The organism is Mycoplasmopsis gallinacea, from assembly GCF_900660495.1.
Taxonomy (GTDB): domain Bacteria; phylum Bacillota_I; class Bacilli_A; order Mycoplasmatales; family Metamycoplasmataceae; genus Mycoplasmopsis; species Mycoplasmopsis gallinacea.
Window position 1 is genome coordinate 1,023,073 of the sequence record NZ_LR214950.1, and the last position, 19,643, is coordinate 1,042,715.

Genomic DNA, 19,643 nt, shown 5'->3' on the forward strand with positions numbered 1-19,643 from the left:
GATGATTGACAATACTAAAATTCGTAAAAGCTTTCCGGTTGCAAATCAAATCACTTATTTTGATAGTGCAGCACTAGTTTTAAAACCGCAAGTTGCTATTGATGCAATGACTAATTTTTATCAAAATATCAGCATTTCTTCAAGAACTGCTGATACATCAAGGGGTAATTTAGTTAATCAAACAATCATTAAGGTAAGAAAAATGGTAGCTAATTTACTTGATGGACAAACCGAAGAGATTATTTTTACTAGTGGAACAACTGAGTCAATTAACCTTTTTTGCTATATGTACCAAGAGCAAGTTGGCAAAGGCGATGTGATTTTAGTTAGTGCTTATAATCACTCTTCAAATATTATCCCATGGCTTGAACTTGGAAAAAGAAGCGGGACACAAATTATTATTTCTGAAAATTTAATTGATGATTATGACAAGTATAAGCCTAAATTAGTCTCAATTAGCCATGAAACCAATAATTTTAATATCGATTATGATTTAGATTTATTAGTAAGTAAAACTAAGCAAGATGGAGTTATTTTATTTTGTGATGCTGCTCAATCGATTTCACATCAAAAAGTATCTTTAGAAGTTTTTGATGTGATCGTTTTTAGCACAAACAAGTTTTATGGACCTACTGGAATGGGTGTTTTAGCGGTTAAATCAAACTTGCTTAAAAACCTAAAACCTGCTAAATTCGGGGGAGGATCAGTTAGCGCAATCCAAAAAAATGGAATTTGAATTGCTCGTAATGGAGCTAACTTCTTTGAGCCAGGAACTCCTGATATTGCTGGATTTTTTATGTTTGAAAAATCTTTAGAATTCTTTAATTCAGTAGGATATGAGCAAACTCAAGTAATTTTAACTGATTTAAGCAACTACTTGCATAAGAAATTATCTGAACTTAAAAATGTAGCACTTTTTTCTAAACCAGGTGATTTTATTGCTTTAATTAACGTTAAAGATGTTAATGCACAAGATGTAGCTACATATCTTGGAACTAAAGAAATATACACAATTGCAGGTATTTTCTGTGCTCCGTATTTAAGAAATATCAAAGATTCTTATTCATATTTAAGAATTTCTTTAGGTATTTATAATAATTATGAAGATATTGATAAATTAGTTGAAGCAATCGCAAATGGAGGTGATTTTTATGCGTTTTAATCCAAACGATGCCCGTGAAATTATTATGTCAAATTACAAAAAAGCTAAAGAACACAAAAATGTGTTTCACTTTGTAAGTGAAACATGTAGTGATGACATTTTTCTTTATGCTAAATTTGAAAACGATGTTTTAGTTGATTATGATTATACAGCTAAAGGGTGCTCTGTGTTTCTCTCAGCAACTGAGATATTTTTAAACCTTGTAAAAAATAAAACAAGAAGCCAAATTAAAGAGCTTTATGCACTTTTTGATCAATTTATTAATCAAGAAAACCTTACAGAAGAGCAAGTGACATCTCTTGGAGATTTATGAGTTTTCTTTAACGTAAAAACTCATTTAAATAGAGTTGCTTGTGCTTTATTAACACCAAAAAACCTTGAAAAACTTTAGTAATAAACCAGTCATTTTTCATATTGATTTTGACTCATATTTTGTAAGTGCTGTAAGAGTTTTAAAGCCATTTTTAAATGACAAACCAGTTGCCATTGCTTATAATCGTCCTAATGCTATTTCGGTGTCAGTAAGCTATGAATTAAAAGCTTTAGGTGTTAAAACAACTGATAAAGTTGTTGATATTAAAAAGAAAGTTCCAAATGTAGTAGTTGAAGAGCCAAGGTTTGATTTTTTTAACACTTTGTCAAACAAAATTTTTAACTACCTTGGAGATAAATATTCTGAAAAATTGCTTGTAGCTTCAATTGATGAATGTTACCTTGAAGTTTCTCATTTAGTTTCAAATGAGCAGCAAGCAAAAGAACTTGCTTTCAAAATTCAATCTCAAATTATGAAACTTTTTAAAATTCCAATCACTATTGGAATTTCGCATAGCAAGTTCTTTGCAAAAATGACTACAAACATTTCTAAACCTTTTGGAATTGGCTATACAGACGAAAATAACTACAAAGACCAGTTTTTTAATCTTCCAATTAAAGAGTATCATGGAATAGGAAAAGCTAGCGTGATTAAGCTTAAAAAGTTAGGGATTGAAAAAATTGGTGATTTGATGAACTTTTCTAAAGAAAGCCTGGAGCTTAAAAATATTTTCGGAATTAACATAATTAAAATCTTTGAAAATTTAGATCCAAAGATAACAGATACAATTAGCAATGACTTTGAAGAAGAAAAAAGTATTGGTAAAGAAATAACTTTTGAAAAATATGATAAAACAAACATTATTGAAATTCGTAAGCACTTACAAAATATTAGTTTAAATATTGCAAATCGTTTAAAAAGCAAGCTCCTTATTAGTAGTGTAATTGTCTTAGTAGTTCGCTTAAGAGATTCAAATAAATGAAAAACCAAGCAAATAAAATTAGGTTTTTATATTGATAGTGATGATAAAATTTTCCAAATAGCTTGAAATTTATATACTGAAAATTTTGAAGGAACAAAAATTATAGGAATTGGAATTAGAGTTACTGGACTTATCAGTGTTTTTGATTTAGAAGAAAACCTTAATTTATTTGACAAAAATAGCACGCTTAAAAAAACTAACCAATCAAGCAATGTTTCATCTTTAATAAACCAAATTAATCGTAAATTAGGTAATAAAAAATTAATGACTGCAAAAGAATTGCAACTTCAAAATGATAGTGATAGCGAAAATAATAAATTCTCACATAGTGGAAGAATTTTTAGAAAGTAGGAAATATGAAAATAGGACTTTTTGGAGGAAGCTTTAACCCGATTCATAAAGGGCACATTAAAATAGCTCGTTATGCAATGAAAAAGCTTGGATTAGATAAAATGATTTTTATCCCAACGTCAATTTCGCCTTTTAAACAAAAGGGCAAATCAGTTTCAGGTCAAGATAAAATCAATATGATTAATTTAATATTAGAACCAGGGATGGAAGTGAGTGATTTTGAAGTTAAAAAAGGTGGGGTGAGCTATACTTTTGAAACCATTAGATACTTTAAAAATCTTTATAAAGATGATCAACTTTACTTTTTAATAGGTAGTGATAATTTACCTAAATTACACAAATGAGAGCATATTGATGAAATTGTTGCTAACGTAAATATGGTGGTATTTAAAAGAAGCAAGAAGTTTAACAAACTCAATGCTAAAAAATACAAATTGCAAATTTTAGATAATCCAATTTTTGAATATTCTTCAACCCATTACAAAAAAGGATACTTAAATATGGTTGAAGATCAGGTTCAAACATACATTCAATCTAAAGGTCTTTACATTGAAGAAATTATTCATAATTCTCTTTCAGCTTTAAGAGCAAAGCACAGCTTATATTGCGCTGATTTTGCTGCTAATTTAGCTAAAACAATCAATTTAAGTGCTAAAGATGCTTACCTTGCTGGAATTATGCACGATGTTGCTAAAGAATGAAGTGAAGAAGCTTCTAGAGATTTTATTAATGCTTACGCTCCTGAATATAATGGAATTGCTTCTCATAAGCTTCATCAAATTTGCGGATATTTGTGGGCTAAAGAGTATTATTTACTAGAAAACGAAGCTATTTTACACGCTATTAAAGTCCATACTACAATGGATGATGAAACTGAAAATGAACTTTCTAACTTAGATAAAGTGCTTTTTATTGCGGATAAAATTTGTCATGGAAGAAAAGCTCCCGGGATTCAAAAAATTAGAGAACTTGTGTTTAAAGATTTTGAAGCTGGTTTTAAAGAAGTAGTAAAATTAACTTATGATTTTAACATTCAAAAAGGTGTAGTATTTGACAAGCGAGCTAAACAAATTTACGATAAATACTTAGGAATAGAGGATAAATAATGGGATTTATAGAACAAGAAAGATTGCAAAAGATTCTTTCACAAGCAGGGATTGCTTCAAGAAGAGAGTCAGAAGAATTAATTAAAAAAGGAAAAGTTGTTGTTAATGGAAAAGTAGCAAAACTTGGGGATAAAGCAAGTTTTAAAGATGAAATTTTAGTGAATGGAAAACCAATTCAAGAAGAAGAAAAAGTGTACTTTTTACTTAACAAACCACCTAAAACAGTGTGCACCCTTAAGGACAATTTTAATCGCACTATCGTTACTGATTTAATTGATACTCCTTATAAAATTTTCCCAGTAGGTCGTCTTGACTATGATACAACTGGTGTTTTACTTTTGACTAATGATGGAGAAATGGCAAACAAATTAATTCATCCAAAATACCAAATCCCACGTGTTTATAGAGCTAGATTAAATTCACCACTAACACCTAAAGAACTTAAGTATTTAAACACACCTGTCCAAATTAATGGAAAAGAAAGCAAGCAAGATGTGCTTGTTGCTGATAATAAAAGTTACTTTGTTATTTTGACTGTAGGAACTTATCACCATGTTAAAGAACTTTTTAAATTAGTTGATCGAACTGTTTTAAATTTAAAAAGAATTGAATTTGCAGGGCTTACAATCGAAGGACTTCCAGTTGGAGCTTATCGAAGATTAAAATTAAAAGAATTGAAATTTATTCGCACATTATTGGAGAAAAAAGATGAAGAATTGAATCAGAAAAAATAAACTTTTCTTAGTTTTAACTTCAGCAGCATTTTTTGCTCCAGTAGCTCTTGCAGCTTCTTGTGGTTCTTTTGAAAAAAAACTCAGCACAGAAGATAAACAAAGAGAAGCTACTTGAAAAAAAGAGATTGCATCATTAAAAAGTTATTATGAAAGCTTTAAAAACTTCTGAGATGATAAATATGATAATGGCAGCTTAACTTCACCTAAAAATTTTGGTTTTTATTACAAAAATATAATGGAAAAAGTTACTGATTTATCTAAAGCGTTACAAAAAGTTCATACAAAAATTAATGATGAAGAATTTGAAGGTAAAGAGCAAATTCTTCAAAGGTTTTTTACTGAAACTGACCTAAGTGAAAATGTTATTAAAACTTATATTGATGCTTACAATAGATTTAGTCAAATTAACTCCCATTTTGAAGCTTTAAAAAACCAACGTTCTTTTGAAGGTGCTCCAGGGACAAGTAATAAATATAGGGAATATTATGACAGAATATTTATTGAAGGTAATTCTGAATTAGTTTTTGATCGTGAATTTGACGATCTTTTTACAAATAAAAGTGTCCAAGATCTTTTAGATAGCTATAATAGTTTTTGATATGATAAAGAACTTCGTGAAATTGATTATGCTGCTCTAGCTGAAAAAATTCAAGTTGATGCTAGTGGTGAAAATAAAGTTATTGCTCATAAAGAAGCAATTGGAAACATTATTAAAGAATGAGCTACTGTTGTTGCTCAAAATGATTCTGTTGCAAATCAAAAAATTAAAGAGTTTATTGATTATTTAAAAAATTCAGAACTTCAAAACAATGCTGAATTCCATAAATTAATTGTAAATATCGAAGATCTTTATAGCCAATTTTTAGAAAGTGTAAATTCAGTCACAAGTCAATTTGGGAATAAGTATCCATATGAAAAAATCTTAAATAGCTTTAATGAAAATTCAGATTTAGTTAAATTCAATGATAAATTTAAAGAAATTAAAGACTTATACCAAAGTTGAAAAAATTAAGGAGAATCATGCAACAAGAATTTAAAAATCGTTTAATTAAGTACTTAGAAATTTATGGAATGAGCCGTTATGAAGAACCTGTAGTTGATGAAATTAAAAAAGAACTTGGTTCATTAAATTATGAAATTTCAAGAGATAAAATGGGTTCACTTATTTTGCATAAACCATCAAAAAATCCTAATGCACCTAAAGTTATGATTGCTGCGCATATGGATGAAGTTGGTTATTTAGTAAGAATGATTGATGATAAAGGACAATTACTTCTTACGCCAGTTGGTGGAATTTGACCTACAGTAGTAGTTGGTACCAAAGCCACTTTAATTAATAATGCTGGTGAAAAATTCGATGGTGTATTTGGACATACATCAATTCACATTATGGAAGCTGAAAAAGTATCAAAAGCAATTACAAATAAAGAAATCTATGCAGATTTTGGGTTTAAAAATAAACAAGATGCTTTAGATAATGGTGTTGAAATTGGTGATAGAGTGTATCTTTCAGGAGAAACAATTCACTTTAAGGATCCTAATTTAGTAGGTGGAAAATCAATGGATAACCGTGCTGGAGTGACTGTTTTAGAATTTATTGCTAAAGAAATGGCAAACAAAGAATTAGATGTAAATTTATATTTAGTATGAACAGTGCAAGAAGAAGTAGGTACCAGAGGTGCTAAAACATCTGTAAGTGTGGTAAATCCTGATGTAGCTATTGCTTTAGATACAACTTCTAGCCACGATACAATAGGGACTATTCCAGGTACAACCGCTTTATTTAAAGGAGCTGCTTTAAGAGTGCATGATGGTGGAACTATGATGGATCCGAAATTAGTTAATTTCTTTGTCAATACATCTAAAAAATACAACATTGATGCTTATAAATTTGTAGCAGCTGGTGGTGGAACTGATGCAGCACAGCTTCAATATTCAAAAGGTGGAGCAGCAACTATTACAATTTCACTTCCACAAAGATACCTTCACAGTCCAATTGGAGTATGTGCAATTAGTGATTTACTTGCAGCTAAAGATTTACTTGTTAAATTTTTAGAAGATTTCAACACTTCAGAATATGATAAAATTAAATATAATTAAAAATAGATAGTTTTTTGTTTTAATAAATTACTTCAATTTAATATTAAAATTTTAAGGAGGTCACAATGATTGGAATGGCAACATCAAGTTTTGTGCTTATGCTTGTTTTTGTAATCATCGGGGTTGCGGTTGCTGCGGGTTTATTAACATTTTTCCTTGTACGTAGAATGTTCCAAAAGCAACTTAAAGAAAACCCACCTATTTCAGAGAAAATGATTCGTGTAATGTTCCAACAAATGGGACGTAAAGCAAGCGAAAGCCAAATTAGACAAGTTATGCGTTCAATGCAAAATGCAAAAGATTAATTAAAGCACAGTAAATTGTGCTTTTTACTTTTAATAAAGGAAAATTATGAAATTAAGAGAAAGATGACGTTTATGAAAAAACAGAGCAAAAATGGGTTCGTTTTTCAATAAATGTAATTTTTTGTGGATCAAGCACGTCAAAAACAAGAAGAATCTTAAATTCCTTTTTCTTGTCTATATAGCAATTGTCGTCATTTCGAGTTTGCTTTTATGAAGTCCTTGAACCCAAAATTTAAGCCCATCTTCTGGAAATACAGCAATTAGCTACATTGACGCCATTTTTACAACAAGTAGTGCTTTTAGTGACACTGGTCTTGTTGTAAAAGATACTTACAAACATTGAAATATCTTTGGACAAGCTATTATTGCAATTTTAATTTTTGCAGGTGGGGTAGGTATTTTTGCGCTGAAAATTTTCATTTTCAACTGGATTTTTAGGCGTAAAAATATTTCAATTTTAGAAATGAAACTCCTTCAAAGCGAAAGAGGAGGAACTGATTCAGCTAAAGTTGGAAAATTAGTTATTTCTGCAGTTAAATTCTTAGTTTTAACCATTATTTTATTTGGTTTTATTCTAAGCATTTACTTTTACTTTACAGATATTAATACAACTAGTGGAATTAAAGAATATTTAGCTAAAAATGGTGAAATTGATGCTAATGGAGTTTGACTTAATTCACCAAAAGGTGATTTAGCTAAAGCTTTTAGATTTGGATTTTTTCACACTATTAGCGCTATTAATAATGCTGGTTTTGACATTATGTCTGGCTTTTCACTAATGCCTTATTACACAGATTATTTTGTGCAAATTTGCTTTATTACACTTTTTATCATTGGTGGATTAGGTTATCCGGTTTTATTTGATTTAAAAGGGTATTTTTCACACAAAATTAAGCGTAAAAAATCAAGATATCATTTTACTTTATTTACTAAATTATCTCTTAGTGTATACTTTTTAGTCTTTTTATTTGGGCTTGGAACTAGTTTAGGATTTGAGCTTACTTCTACTAATATTGAAAGTATGTGAAATAAGCTTGATTCTAGCGGTCAAAATTATTTTTACGGAAATGTATTTAACCGTTTATTTGGAATTTTCTTCACTAGCTTTTCAACTCGTAGTGCTGGATTTTTCACAGTTCACCTTAAAGACTTTTCACTTGGTTCAATAATTACTTTTATGATTATGATGTTTATTGGTGCTTCACCAGCATCAACTGGTGGCGGAGTAAGAACTACTACAATTGGTGTCTTTTTAATGTCAATTTTCAATATGGTTGTAGATAAACCAAGAGTTAGAATTTTCAAAAGAGCTATTAAAAAAGATACAGTTGATATGTCTAGTAAAGTGCTTGGAATTGCTTTTATCATTGTAATTGTAGCTTGCTTTATTTGTTTTAGCTCATTTAGCGATTATGGTGGTAAAATCATTACATCAGCTTCACAAGCTGATGGAACAAAAGTTCCTATTTATGGAACTGAACATATTCTTTTTGAAGTAGCTAGCGCCTTTGGGACTACCGGTTTAAGTAGTGGAATTACAGCAAGTTTAAATACAGCTTCCAAAATAACCATTTTAATTGTGATGTTTATTGGTCAATTTGGAATTTCTTCAACTTTATTGGTGTGAAAAAGAAAACGCAATAACCATCGAAGTTATGAATATGCTGAAGATGATGTTGCAATTGGATAGGAGAAAAAATGAAATTAAAATATTCTAATGATATCTGTGTTATTGGAACAGGTCGTTTTGGTTCAGCTGTTATTGAACAACTTTTAAGAATGAACAAAAACATTTTACTTATCGACCGTGAAGAAGAAAATGTTAAAACTTATAATAGTGAAGTTGATCACATCATCATTGCCGACGCAACTGATACTAGAGCTTTAAAAGGAGCTGGTGTTGATCAAGTTGAAACCGTGGTTGTTGCTGTTTCTGATAATATTGAAATTATTGCTGCTTTAAAAGAGCTTAGAGTAAAAAACATCATTGCTAGATCAAAAAGCAGAAACCATGCAAGGGTTCTTAAGCAAATTGGTGTAAATATTATTGTGAGTCCTGAACATGAAGCGGGAGTAAGGACAGCACTTATTGCTGCTAATACCAACTTTATTAAATATAGCAAAAACTTACAAGAAATCGGAAATAACTTCGTCTTTGGAACCACATCATTGCATAATCCAGATTTATTTAACAAAAAACTTTCTCAACTTAATTTCAATGAACGAGAAATTACTGCAGTTCTTGTAAAAAGAAACTCTACTCCAATGCGTCCAACTGGAGATTTAGAACTTTTTGAAAATGACCAAATCACTATTGTAGGTCAAGTGGATAACGTTACCGAAGCTTTTGAATGATTTAACGAAAAATAATATTTGCAGGCCTATTAAGGCTTGCTTTTTATATATAAAAGCACTTAAGGAAGATTCCTTAAGTGCCATATTATCCATAAATATATATTTATAAGTATAATGAAAAGTGTAAAAATGCAATTAAGTAATAAAAACTAAATGAATCTGAATAAATATCTTTAACAATTGCTTTAAATACTTTTTCTGATTTAACTGAGAAAGCAAAATCTAAATTCATAAATCCTTTTTCACCAATATTTGAAAACATTACATATTCACGGCTTGCTATTGATGAAACAGCAGGTTCTGGGAATTTAACATTTTTTCTTTCTTTATCGTATCAAGAAACGCTAGTTTCCATTGCTAAAGGAGTATACATTTGTCTAATTTTTAATTCATTATTAGTTGTTAATTTGAAAATTTTATTAAATCTATCATTTTCAAGTTTAACTTTAGCTCCCAATGGGTTGTTTCCACGGAATAAAGTGAAGTTAAATTGTCTATCTTGTAAAATTGATGTATCTACTTTTATATATGAATTTCATCTATTGCGTTCTCTTTGATTTTTCCCGCTTCCTTCAATTCATCGGTAAAGTACATTTTGAGTAACGACCATATATTTATTATGAAGTAAAAGTTTTCTAGGTGGTGTAATGTCAATAATTTTGGCATCACTAGGAATTGAAACATTGTGGTAATACATTTCTTGTTTAGTAATTTCTAAGTTAGTATCAACACCTTGGCTATTTAATGCCCCAATTTCTTCTCTTGTTAAATAGTTGAAATCATCTCCAAAAATTTGGAAGGTTTTATTATAAATAAAATCTTCATTTAAGCTTCTTAAAATTAAATTTTTAATAGTGTCTTTATTTTTCTTGTAAATTCAAAAGAAAATAACTGCTACAACTATAGAAGCAATTAGTCCAATTAACGAAATTATTAAAACAACTCCACCGAAAGCAGTTGAATTATAAGCAAAACTAGCTCCTAATGCTGCTAATATTAAAAAGAAAAATCCGGCAATCAGAGCAACAATTCCAATTATTCTTCCTTTTCTTGCTTTTGCAACTTCAGGACCTTTATATGCTTTTTCAACATTTTCTTTAATAAAAGGCATCATTTCTTCTTTGAATTTGGCGAAAAATTCATTGCTAGACATTGGGTCTTTTATGATTCTCATATTTCTCCTTTTTAGTAGCTTTTAGGGATGAAATTAAATTATTTAATTTCCCCATAAAGCCATATTTATATTATAATATAAACTGTATTTAAACTTTTTAATATGTACCAATGTTTATTTTCAAATTAATAATTATTAACTTAAATTTTTATAGGAGTATTTATGGAAGCAACTAGAATAATTCCGTTAGGTGGTGTTGAAGAAATCGGTAAATCGACTCTGATTGTTGAACACAAAAACCACATTTTTTTAATTGATGCAGGTATTAAATTTGCAGATACTTATAATACAGGAGTTAAGGGGATTATCCCTAATTATGAGTATTTAAATGGTAAAGGCAAAAAGATCGAAGGTCTTTTTATTACTCATGGTCACGAAGATCATATTGGTGGAGTTGTTTATTTAGTTAAACAAACAAAAATTAAGAAAATTTTTGCTCCTAGAATTGCTATTCAGTATTTGAAATTAAAATTCGAAGAGCATGGAATCACTCGTCCTATCGAATTTATCGAGATGCAAAAAGCTGATGTTTATCATTTTGCTAATAATGAATGTAAAGTTGATTTTTGAACCGCGCAGCACTCAATTCCTGATGCATTTGGAATTAGAGTTACTACTCCAAATGGTTCAATTATGTGTACTGGTGATTTTAGATTTGACTATACCCCAATTGGAAATTTAACTGACTTTGCTCGTCTTGATCAAATTGGAAAAGAAGGGTTAACTGCTCTTTTAAGTGATTCAACTAATGCAATGCGTCCTAAACATTCACCAAGTGAAAGTGACATACTAACTGACATTGAAGCACATATGCTTAATGCTAAAAAGAAAATCATTATCACAACTTTTGCATCTAACTTAACTAGGGTAAAAGTTATTATAGACCTTGCTGTAAAGCTTAAAAAGAAAGTTATTTGCTTTGGGCGTTCAATGATTCAAGGAATTAAAATTGGTCGTAAATTAGGTTATATCAATGTCCCTGATGGTGTTATTATTGATAAAAAACAACTTGCAAATACTAAACCTTCTGATTTAGTGATTTTAACAACTGGTTCTCAAGGTGAGCAACTTGCAGCTTTATCAAGAATGAGTTATGGAAAACATGCTTCAATTAATATTGAAAAAGGTGATGTTGTCATTTTTTCTTCAAGCCCAATTCCAGGGAATAGAATGATCATTGAGCTTCTTGTAAACCGTTTATACAAACTTGGGGCTATCATCAAAGAAAATGGTGTTGATGGATATTTACATACTTCAGGGCATGCTTACCGTTATGAGCATGATAAAATTTTCCAATTAACTAAGCCTAAATACTTCCTCCCTTATCATGGAGAATTTAGGATGTCTGTAGCACATGGAAATACAGCTATTGAAAATGGTGTTAAAAAAGAAAATGTAATTATTATCCGTAAGGGTGTAGTTTACAATATGCTTAAAGGTGAAATTTTCCCAACTGATGAAAAAGTTGATTTTGGACCAGTTTATATTGATGGAAATACCGTTTTATCTCTTTCAAGTGATACTTTAAAACAAAGAATTCAGCTTAAAGATAGTGGTTTTGTAAATATTGTTTTTGTAATTGATGCAAAAACAAACTCAATTGTCACTCGTCCACAAATTATCACTAGAGGCGCTTTCTTTGTCAAAACTTCAAAAGAACTTGTTGAAGAAAGTAAACGTGTAGCACATGGTGCTGTGCTTTATCACATTAAAAATAATAAGAATTGAACTATTGCTGAGCTTGAAAAAATTGTTATTGAGCGTTTAAGCACTCTTTATTACAAAGAAAAACGTAGAGATCCAATTATCATCCCGACCTTTATATTAACTAATGAAAAACCTGATAGTGTAGTTGGTAAAACCAAAATCAATTTTACTAACTCAAGAACTTTTGTTTCTGATTCAGAAAATGAAGAAGAGCAAAATAATCAAGTAAATCCAAACAATAAAGATAAAAAGAAAAGCAAGCCAAAACAAAACAAACGTAAAACCAATTTAAAAGGTCAAAAAGAATTACTTAAAGAAGTTAAAAAATCAATTTTTGGAGATATTGAAGTTGATCAACTTGATATTGATGAAGAAGATGAAAAATAAAAACATACCTTTTTAAAGTGCTATAATTTTTGCACTAAAGGTATGTTTTTTATCTAAAAAAGGATTTATTATCCTGAGTTTCCAAGTTAAGAGCAACTTTGCAATCAGGAAAAATTTATACTCATATACTAAAGTATATGAGTATTTTTTAATAAAAAATATCTTTTTTACTAAAACTACTCAAACTATATGATATAATTTAATTATGAGTAATTACATTTTATGCAAAACAAAAAAGTCAAAAGGAACTTATCTTGGTTTAGCAGTTTCTAATGGTTATGGTAAAGGTATTAGTCAAATGGTTGGTGTAGGATACTGAGAAGAAATTAAAGAAAAATATTCTCTTTCTAGTTTGGAAGATATAAAACCACTAGCCAAACTTATAGAAGTGAGTTCAGATAAAAAAGCTGTAAAATCTAAATTTTTTGAACTATTGGAACCAATGTCAGTACGAACCAATGTTAAAAACATTGGTATCGATTTAATTTATAAAGTTATAAAAGAATTAGAATTGTTTAGTTTTTTACCAAATTCAAAACACAAATCTCTTCAAGAAGTGCTCGAATTTATAATAGGAACAAGAATAATTTTCCCTAGAAGTTATATTTGTCAATACAAAAATAAAAATGACTTTATCCAAGGTTTAAACATTAAAAAGTCATCTATTTATAATTACTTAGATATTTTTTTAGAAAACAAAAACACTATACTATTAAATCTTTATGATAAATTGAAAAAGTTAACTGATAGAAATGAAAAAGTTATACATTTTGATAATACAACAGTTTATTTTGAGAGCTTTTCAAGAAGCGGAATAAGAAATAAAGGTTTTTCAAAAGATGGAAAACACAATGAAGATCAAATCGTAATAGCAATGGCCACAGATAACAATGGAATTCCCTTTCACTACAAAGTTTTTCCAGGAAACACAGCTGATTCGCAAACTTTAATAACATTTTTAGTTGAAATGAAGAAAATTTATAACATAAAAGATGTTGTTGTAATTGCTGATAGAGGGTTAAGTCAAAGTGCAAACATTAGATTTTTAGAACAAAAAGGTTATAAATTTATATTTCAAAAACGAATTGATAATTTAAATGCTGAATCAAGAAACTTTATAGTTCAAGATAAAGATTATATGTGCATAAATAATATATTTTCTAAAGAAAGAATTATTGAATCTTCTTGAAATAAGAAAAGATTTAATGGTAATTACAGAAAACAAATTGTTTATTTTAGTCCTTCAAAAGAAACATTAGATAAAGTAAAAAGAAAAAACCTTATAGATAGAATTAATAAAAAATCAATTGGCGGAACAATATGCTTAAGCGATTTGGTTACAGAATACAAAAGAAAATATATGGATGTAGATGGTGTCACAGTTGGAAGATTAAACTATGACAAAATAAAGAAAATAGCTGATCAAGATGGATTTTATATGATAGAAACAAATATCCTTGATTTATCAGCAGAAAAAGCAAATGAAATTTATAGACAACAATGAAAAATAGAAGAAGGTTTTCGTATTTTAAAATCATCACTTGAAATTAGACCTATTTTTATTCATAAAGAAGAGCATATTCTAGCGCATGTATTTTTATGTTTCTTATCTCTTGTTGTTCTAAAATATTCAATCTTTAAACTGAAAAAATTCTATGAAACAAATGGAGAAATTCAGAAAATTACAATTAACAAATTTATAGATGCTTTAAAACTTATAACTATAACTCAAAAAATAGTAAATGATGAAGTAGTATCGGAAATTACAAATAATTTAGATCCATCACACAAAGAGTTAAACAAAATATATAGTGATTTTTACAACATACTAGATAAATAGTTCTAGTAATTTTTAAGACAAAAAAACGAATACGTCTATATAGTAGATGTATTCGTTTTTTTACAGGTTGTAACTTGGAAACTCAGGTTACTAACTCAAGAACTTTTGTTTCTGATTCAGAAAATGAAGAAGAGCAAAATAATCAAGTAAATCCAAACAATAAAGATAAAAAGAAAAGCAAGCCAAAACAAAACAAACGTAAAACCAATTTAAAAGGTCAAAAAGAATTACTTAAAGAAGTTAAAAAATCAATTTTTGGAGATATTGAAGTTGATCAACTTGATATTGATGAAGAAGATGAAAAATAAAAACATACCTTTTTAAAGTGCTATAATTTTTGCACTAAAGGTATGTTTTTTATCTAAAAAAGGATTTATTATGAATAAAAATTATGATGATATTTATATTTTTACCACAGATACTGTCTGCGGAATAGGTTGCAAAGTCTCTTCTGGATCAATAAACAAACTTTTTGAACTTAAAAATAGACCAATTGAGAAAAAAATTATGATTTTAGTCTCATCAATCAAAATGGCTCAGTCTTTTAATCAATGAAACGAAAAAGCTACAGAAACAGCCTTAAAATATTGGCCAGGAGCTTATTCAATTATTATTAATGATCAAGGTTTTAGAATGCCTGATAATGCAAAACTATTAAAATTCTTAGAAGAAAATGGACCTATGTACGTAACTAGTGCTAATAAAAGTGGTATGAGTCCAATTGATATTAAAGATGCAAATGATGTCTTTCCACAAGTAAGCAATGTGTTTGATTTTGGAAAGCCAAACGGTAAAGCTAGCACCATTATTAACTTAGATACTGGAGAAATTATTGAGAGAAATTAAAACACCCTTTTGCATTGGGTGTTTTAATTTACTCTTAATTACTATTTTCTTGAATTCCTACTAAAATACCTAAATTATGGAATGGTTTAGGATTTTCTCCAAAGAGATTTTCTACTAAATTAGGGTAATCAACAAAAGGATTACGTCTTTTTGTGTCGGTAAAATCAGAAATTATGTTATTTCTATCAATATCTCATTTAGATATAGGATCTTGAGCATTTCAAGATAAATATGTATTTAAGAAATGTGTTTTAAGATAAGGTGCTTCACTTTGGAATACTTGTGGTCCGTTTAAGCTATATTTATATTCATTTGCGTATGTAAAAGCAAAATATAAATATGCTCTAGCAATATCACCCTTAAATTCATTAATTGGTTCAAAAACTCTAAATGATACTTCTGAGTTACTTCCTTGTTTTGAGCCATTTTTTGTTGTTAATGTAACATTTGTTACATTATCATGCGGATCATTATCTCTTCAATTGTTTACTTTGATATCTGTAGGTCACACATGGAATGGATCATTTCTCATTTTATCCACTTTGTTAAATCACCCTTGTGGAATAATATGTTCTCTATTGGTTCCATTTCCTTCAGTGCTTGCCCCACTACCACCTACATAATTTGGGTAAACATATGGATCATTTCCGTTTGGGTTTTCACTATAAACATCTAAAAGTGTACCATCGTTTTCATAGTATAAATCTTTAAATGCATTTGTGTTTTTATAAAGATTTTTTAAACCATCATAACTACCTGTTTCGTGTTTTGAAGATTGTAAGGCAACTAATGCTTTCATTAATTCAGCACCGCTTTTACCTTCTAGTGAATTGTAGTAATCTGATGGTTGATAGATTAAATTTGCTACTGTGACATTGGGTTGAGAAACAACTACATTGTCATTTGTTCCTGTGTTTGTATTTGAAGATGTGTTAGAAGAATTATTGTTATTGTTTGAAGAGCTATCTAGGCTGTTCCTACCGTTTTTAACTGTGAATGTTGATGTGTAAGGACCGAATTTTTCTGTTTGTGAAACCGCTTTTCCATCTGGACCAATTTCTACTAAGTAATATTTAATTGTTACAACTCCGGTAGAAGGGTTGTATTCAGCTTTAAGGTTTGTGTTAGGGTAGCCAGCTTTTGTTGTGTGGTATTTTGAATCTGTAACTGCTGGAGAAACGTTTGTAAATAAGTTAGATACGCTTTCAAAAACAATGCCATCTTTAAGAGCTTTTTCTTTTGGTTTTCTAGCTCCAAAAGTTTTTTCTTCCGGGAAATATCAGAATTGTAATCCGAATTTTGGATCTGGACTGTTTAAGTGTTCGATCATTTTTGTTCAATCTGTTTGTTCTGAAACTTTGAAAATGTTGTTAGCTCCATGTTCTCTAACAAATGCTGCAACTTTTTCATTTGAAATTGTACTTGCTAAAGCTTCATTTTCATTAGTTGTTGTAGTTCCTGATCCTGGAGTAGTTGGTGTAGGTGTATCTGTTGAAGTACCTGTTCCACTTCCATTTTCAGGGTTATTTGGGTTTTCAGGAGTAGGATTTTCTGGATTTGTTGTTCCACCTGTAGCGTTGTTATCTCCTGTACTTGGATTAGTTGGCGCAGGTGTTTCGTTTGAACCACTGCTATTTGATGAACCTGGATTAGATGGTGTTGTTGTTTCACCGGTTGTATTTTTTGGTGTATTTTCTTTTTGAGTTTTTGGTTCATTACATGAAGTAAGAATGAAAGGTGCAAACACCATTGAAGTTGGTGCCATAGTTAATAATAATTTAAACTTTTTCATAATAAATAGACCTCTTTTTATACTAGTTATACATTTAAATTGTACTATTTTTAGGAAGAAAAAATCAAAATATGAAAAATTACCTTATTTTTATTAAAAAATAAAGTTTTTTTAGTTAAATTTATGCTTAAAATTTCATTTTTTCTTAATCTATCTATTACTTACACTATCAAAATTAAAAAGGTCATTTTAAGTAAAACATTAAAACAACAAAAATTACTTTTTGAAAAGAAAATGCTTTTTGAAAAAGATTTACTTTTTGTGAATTTTATTTGATATGTTTTCTTTTCCAATTTCTAATCATCTATTAATTACTTTTCTTGAATTATGAAGTTTATTTTCAAGGTTTGAATCTTCTAAAATCAATGCCTGAAAAAGTAAATCAGTAATTAAAAGTTGTGATAATTTTGATGAAAGTGGAACATCAATGTAAGAAGAGTGAATTTTATTATACACTATTTTTACATCAAAAAACTGATCATATTCATTATCTTCATTTGAAGTTATAACAATTATTTTAAACTTGTTTTCTTTAGCGATTTGAATTGAAAAAATTTGCTCTGGAGTATTTAAATTATTCGAGAAAAGAATTAAAACATCACTGGAATTGCAATTTGAAATAGATGGGAAAAAGACGTGAAAATCAGAGTTACTAATTGGTGTTTTTCCAATTTTTAAAATATTAGCATAGAGATTATCACTAATTCTTTTACTACTTCCGCTCCCTTGGATAAGGATTTTATTGCTTTGATTAATAATTTTAGCTGCTTCTTTGATTTTTTCTAAAACAACTTCATTATAAAGACTATCAATTGCAAAACGATGTGAAGAAATTATGGTAGAAAATGAGTCATTATTATTAATTGTGTAGTTTTTTTCAAATTTCTGGATTATTAAATTCACTTGAACTTTAAACTCTTGATAGTTTTTAAAGTTATATTTTTTAACAAACCGTGAAACTCCTGATACTGATGTACCTGAAAGCTCAGCTAAATCATTAATGGTTAGATCAAATACTGGTTCTTGGAATTTATTGATAAATTCAATGATATTATGATCTGTTTTTGACAATCCAGAAATGGAATTAATAATGGGTCTAGAGACTTCTTTTTTTATTTTATTCATAATTACTTAAAATTTTAATCATTTTTGGTTCCTTTTAATAGTTTTTAGGTAAATGTGGAAAAAATATGGAAATAAAATGAATTTTTTATTCACGCAATGGAAATAATTTCCATTTATAAGACTAATATATAGATAAATAAGGCTTTAGAATTCTTTTATAAAGTTAAAGTGAAAATTATTTCCAAATTTATGAAAAAATAAGCCTAAAAAAGGAATGTAATATTAATGTAGATGGAAATCCGCTACAAACACTTTTTTATTCTATTTTTAAGGAGCAATATGGAAAAATTTGTAAGAACAGTCCTAGGTGATATTTCACCAAAAGACTTAGGTGTGACCGATTGTCACGATCACTTCATTAAAAATGGTGGTCCTGAAGTTGAAGAACACATCGACTTTTTAATGTTAGATGTTGAAGCATCTAAAAAAGAACTTAAAGAGTTTCTTGAACGTGGAGGAAAAACTATCGTAACAATGGATCCGCCAAATGTTGGTAGAGACGTACACAGAACATTAGAAATTGCTAAAGCTTTTGAAGGCAAAGCAAACATTATTATGTCTACTGGATTCCACAAAGCTAAATTCTATGACAAATGATCTTCATGATTAGCAGTTGTACCTACAGATGAAATTGTTAAAATGTGTGTTGCTGAAATTGAAGAAGGTATGGATGAATACAATTACAGCGGACCAGTTGTAAAACGTTCAAAAGCTAAAGCTGGAATCATTAAAGCTGGTACAGGATATGCAGCTATTGATAGACTTGAATTAAAAGCACTTGAAGTTGCAGCTAGAACATCAATTCAAACAGGTTGTCCAATTTTAGTTCATACACAACTTGGAACAATGGCTCTTGAAGTTGCTCAACACTTAATTGGTTTTGGTGCTAACCCAAGAAAAATTCAAATCTCACACCTTAACAAAAACCCAGATAAATACTACTATGAAAAAATTATTAAAGAAACAGGTGTGACATTATGTTTTGATGGACCTGACCGTGTTAAATACTACCCAGATTCAACACTTGCAGAAAACATTAAATACTTAGTAGATAAAGGTTTACAAAAACACATTACACTTAGTTTAGATGCAGGTAGAATCCTTTACCAAAGAAACTATGGGGTAACCAAAGGAAAACAAACATTTGGACTTGCATACTTATTTGATAGATTCATTCCTTTAATGAAACAAATTGGAGTTCCTGAAGATGCTATCGAAGATATGCTTGTAAATAACCCTAGAGAAATTCTTGCTTTCGATGAACCTAGAGTTTATGATGAAAGTAAAGTTCCAGCAGAATTAAAAGAACTTAAAAAAGAATTGAAATTATCTTAATATTAATAATATGTGCAAATTGCCTTAGC

Annotated in this window: 18 protein-coding genes; 15 read left to right on the forward strand and 3 right to left on the reverse strand. The window is 29.1% G+C overall.

Annotation, left to right across the window (positions count from 1 at the left end):
• Position 1: 1 nt before the first annotated feature.
• The 10 genes from EXC51_RS03945 (at position 2) to EXC51_RS03990 (ending at position 9,423) form a co-directional block, all read left to right on the forward strand.
• Positions 2-1,162 (forward strand): aminotransferase class V-fold PLP-dependent enzyme, encoded by a 1,161-nt coding sequence (locus EXC51_RS03945; protein WP_129620617.1) that lies wholly within the window; start codon positions 2-4, stop codon positions 1,160-1,162.
• Complete coding sequence (locus tag EXC51_RS03950) at positions 1,152-1,553, forward strand: iron-sulfur cluster assembly scaffold protein (RefSeq protein WP_223211661.1); 402 nt, start codon at positions 1,152-1,154, stop codon at positions 1,551-1,553. Before EXC51_RS03945 ends, EXC51_RS03950 begins: the two co-directional genes overlap by 11 nt.
• A complete protein-coding gene (locus EXC51_RS03955; protein ID WP_129620619.1) occupies positions 1,540-2,808 on the forward strand; it encodes a Y-family DNA polymerase in 1,269 nt (422 codons plus the stop codon). The genes EXC51_RS03950 and EXC51_RS03955 overlap by 14 nt, the downstream gene beginning before the upstream one ends.
• 5 nt (positions 2,809-2,813) lie before the next feature.
• Positions 2,814-3,914, forward strand: coding sequence for a nicotinate-nucleotide adenylyltransferase (locus EXC51_RS03960; RefSeq protein ID WP_129620620.1), 1,101 nt, complete (start codon positions 2,814-2,816; stop codon positions 3,912-3,914).
• Between the two features lie 8 nt (positions 3,915-3,922).
• Positions 3,923-4,648 (forward strand): pseudouridine synthase, encoded by a 726-nt coding sequence (locus EXC51_RS03965; protein ID WP_129620677.1) that lies wholly within the window; start codon positions 3,923-3,925, stop codon positions 4,646-4,648.
• Entirely contained in the window at positions 4,623-5,660 is a 1,038-nt protein-coding gene (locus EXC51_RS03970) for a hypothetical protein (RefSeq protein WP_129620621.1), read from the forward strand. Before EXC51_RS03965 ends, EXC51_RS03970 begins: the two co-directional genes overlap by 26 nt.
• An 8-nt stretch (positions 5,661-5,668) precedes the next feature.
• Positions 5,669-6,748, forward strand: a complete 1,080-nt coding sequence (locus tag EXC51_RS03975) for a M42 family metallopeptidase (RefSeq protein ID WP_129620622.1) — start codon at positions 5,669-5,671, stop codon at positions 6,746-6,748.
• A gap of 65 nt (positions 6,749-6,813) precedes the next feature.
• On the forward strand, positions 6,814-7,053 hold the full coding sequence (locus tag EXC51_RS03980; protein ID WP_129620623.1) for a YneF family protein: 240 nt from the start codon (positions 6,814-6,816) through the stop codon (positions 7,051-7,053).
• Positions 7,054-7,255: 202 nt separating this feature from the next.
• Positions 7,256-8,743 (forward strand): potassium transporter TrkG, encoded by a 1,488-nt coding sequence (locus EXC51_RS03985; RefSeq protein ID WP_223211662.1) that lies wholly within the window; start codon positions 7,256-7,258, stop codon positions 8,741-8,743.
• Positions 8,744-8,751: 8 nt separating this feature from the next.
• On the forward strand, positions 8,752-9,423 hold the full coding sequence (locus EXC51_RS03990) for a potassium channel family protein (RefSeq protein WP_129620624.1): 672 nt from the start codon (positions 8,752-8,754) through the stop codon (positions 9,421-9,423).
• 88 nt (positions 9,424-9,511) lie between these two features.
• Here the strand turns inward: EXC51_RS03990 and EXC51_RS03995 are convergent, their stop codons facing one another.
• Positions 9,512-10,582: a DUF3137 domain-containing protein gene (locus EXC51_RS03995; protein ID WP_129620625.1), complete on the reverse strand. Its 1,071-nt coding sequence runs from the start codon at positions 10,580-10,582 to the stop codon at positions 9,512-9,514.
• A gap of 162 nt (positions 10,583-10,744) precedes the next feature.
• Here EXC51_RS03995 and EXC51_RS04000 point away from each other — a divergent pair, with 162 nt between their 5' ends.
• The 4 genes from EXC51_RS04000 (at position 10,745) to EXC51_RS04015 (ending at position 15,362) form a co-directional block, all read left to right on the forward strand.
• A complete protein-coding gene (locus EXC51_RS04000) occupies positions 10,745-12,676 on the forward strand; it encodes a ribonuclease J (RefSeq protein ID WP_129620626.1) in 1,932 nt (643 codons plus the stop codon).
• Between the two features lie 205 nt (positions 12,677-12,881).
• A complete protein-coding gene (locus EXC51_RS04005) occupies positions 12,882-14,516 on the forward strand; it encodes an IS1634 family transposase (RefSeq protein ID WP_129620627.1) in 1,635 nt (544 codons plus the stop codon).
• A 74-nt stretch (positions 14,517-14,590) separates the two neighbouring features.
• Entirely contained in the window at positions 14,591-14,824 is a 234-nt protein-coding gene (locus EXC51_RS04010; RefSeq protein ID WP_129620628.1) for a hypothetical protein, read from the forward strand.
• Between the two features lie 70 nt (positions 14,825-14,894).
• Positions 14,895-15,362 (forward strand): L-threonylcarbamoyladenylate synthase, encoded by a 468-nt coding sequence (locus EXC51_RS04015; RefSeq protein ID WP_129620629.1) that lies wholly within the window; start codon positions 14,895-14,897, stop codon positions 15,360-15,362.
• Positions 15,363-15,396: 34 nt separating this feature from the next.
• Here the strand turns inward: EXC51_RS04015 and EXC51_RS04020 are convergent, their stop codons facing one another.
• Together EXC51_RS04020 and EXC51_RS04025 are read right to left on the reverse strand one after the other, a co-directional pair.
• Complete coding sequence (locus EXC51_RS04020) at positions 15,397-17,154, reverse strand: endonuclease (protein ID WP_129620630.1); 1,758 nt, start codon at positions 17,152-17,154, stop codon at positions 15,397-15,399.
• Between the two features lie 252 nt (positions 17,155-17,406).
• Complete coding sequence (locus tag EXC51_RS04025; protein WP_129620631.1) at positions 17,407-18,279, reverse strand: MurR/RpiR family transcriptional regulator; 873 nt, start codon at positions 18,277-18,279, stop codon at positions 17,407-17,409.
• Positions 18,280-18,558: 279 nt separating this feature from the next.
• On the opposite strand from EXC51_RS04025, the gene EXC51_RS04030 reads away from it, so the two are divergent.
• A complete protein-coding gene (locus EXC51_RS04030; RefSeq protein ID WP_129620632.1) occupies positions 18,559-19,614 on the forward strand; it encodes a phospho-furanose lactonase in 1,056 nt (351 codons plus the stop codon).
• Positions 19,615-19,643: the final 29 nt, after the last annotated feature.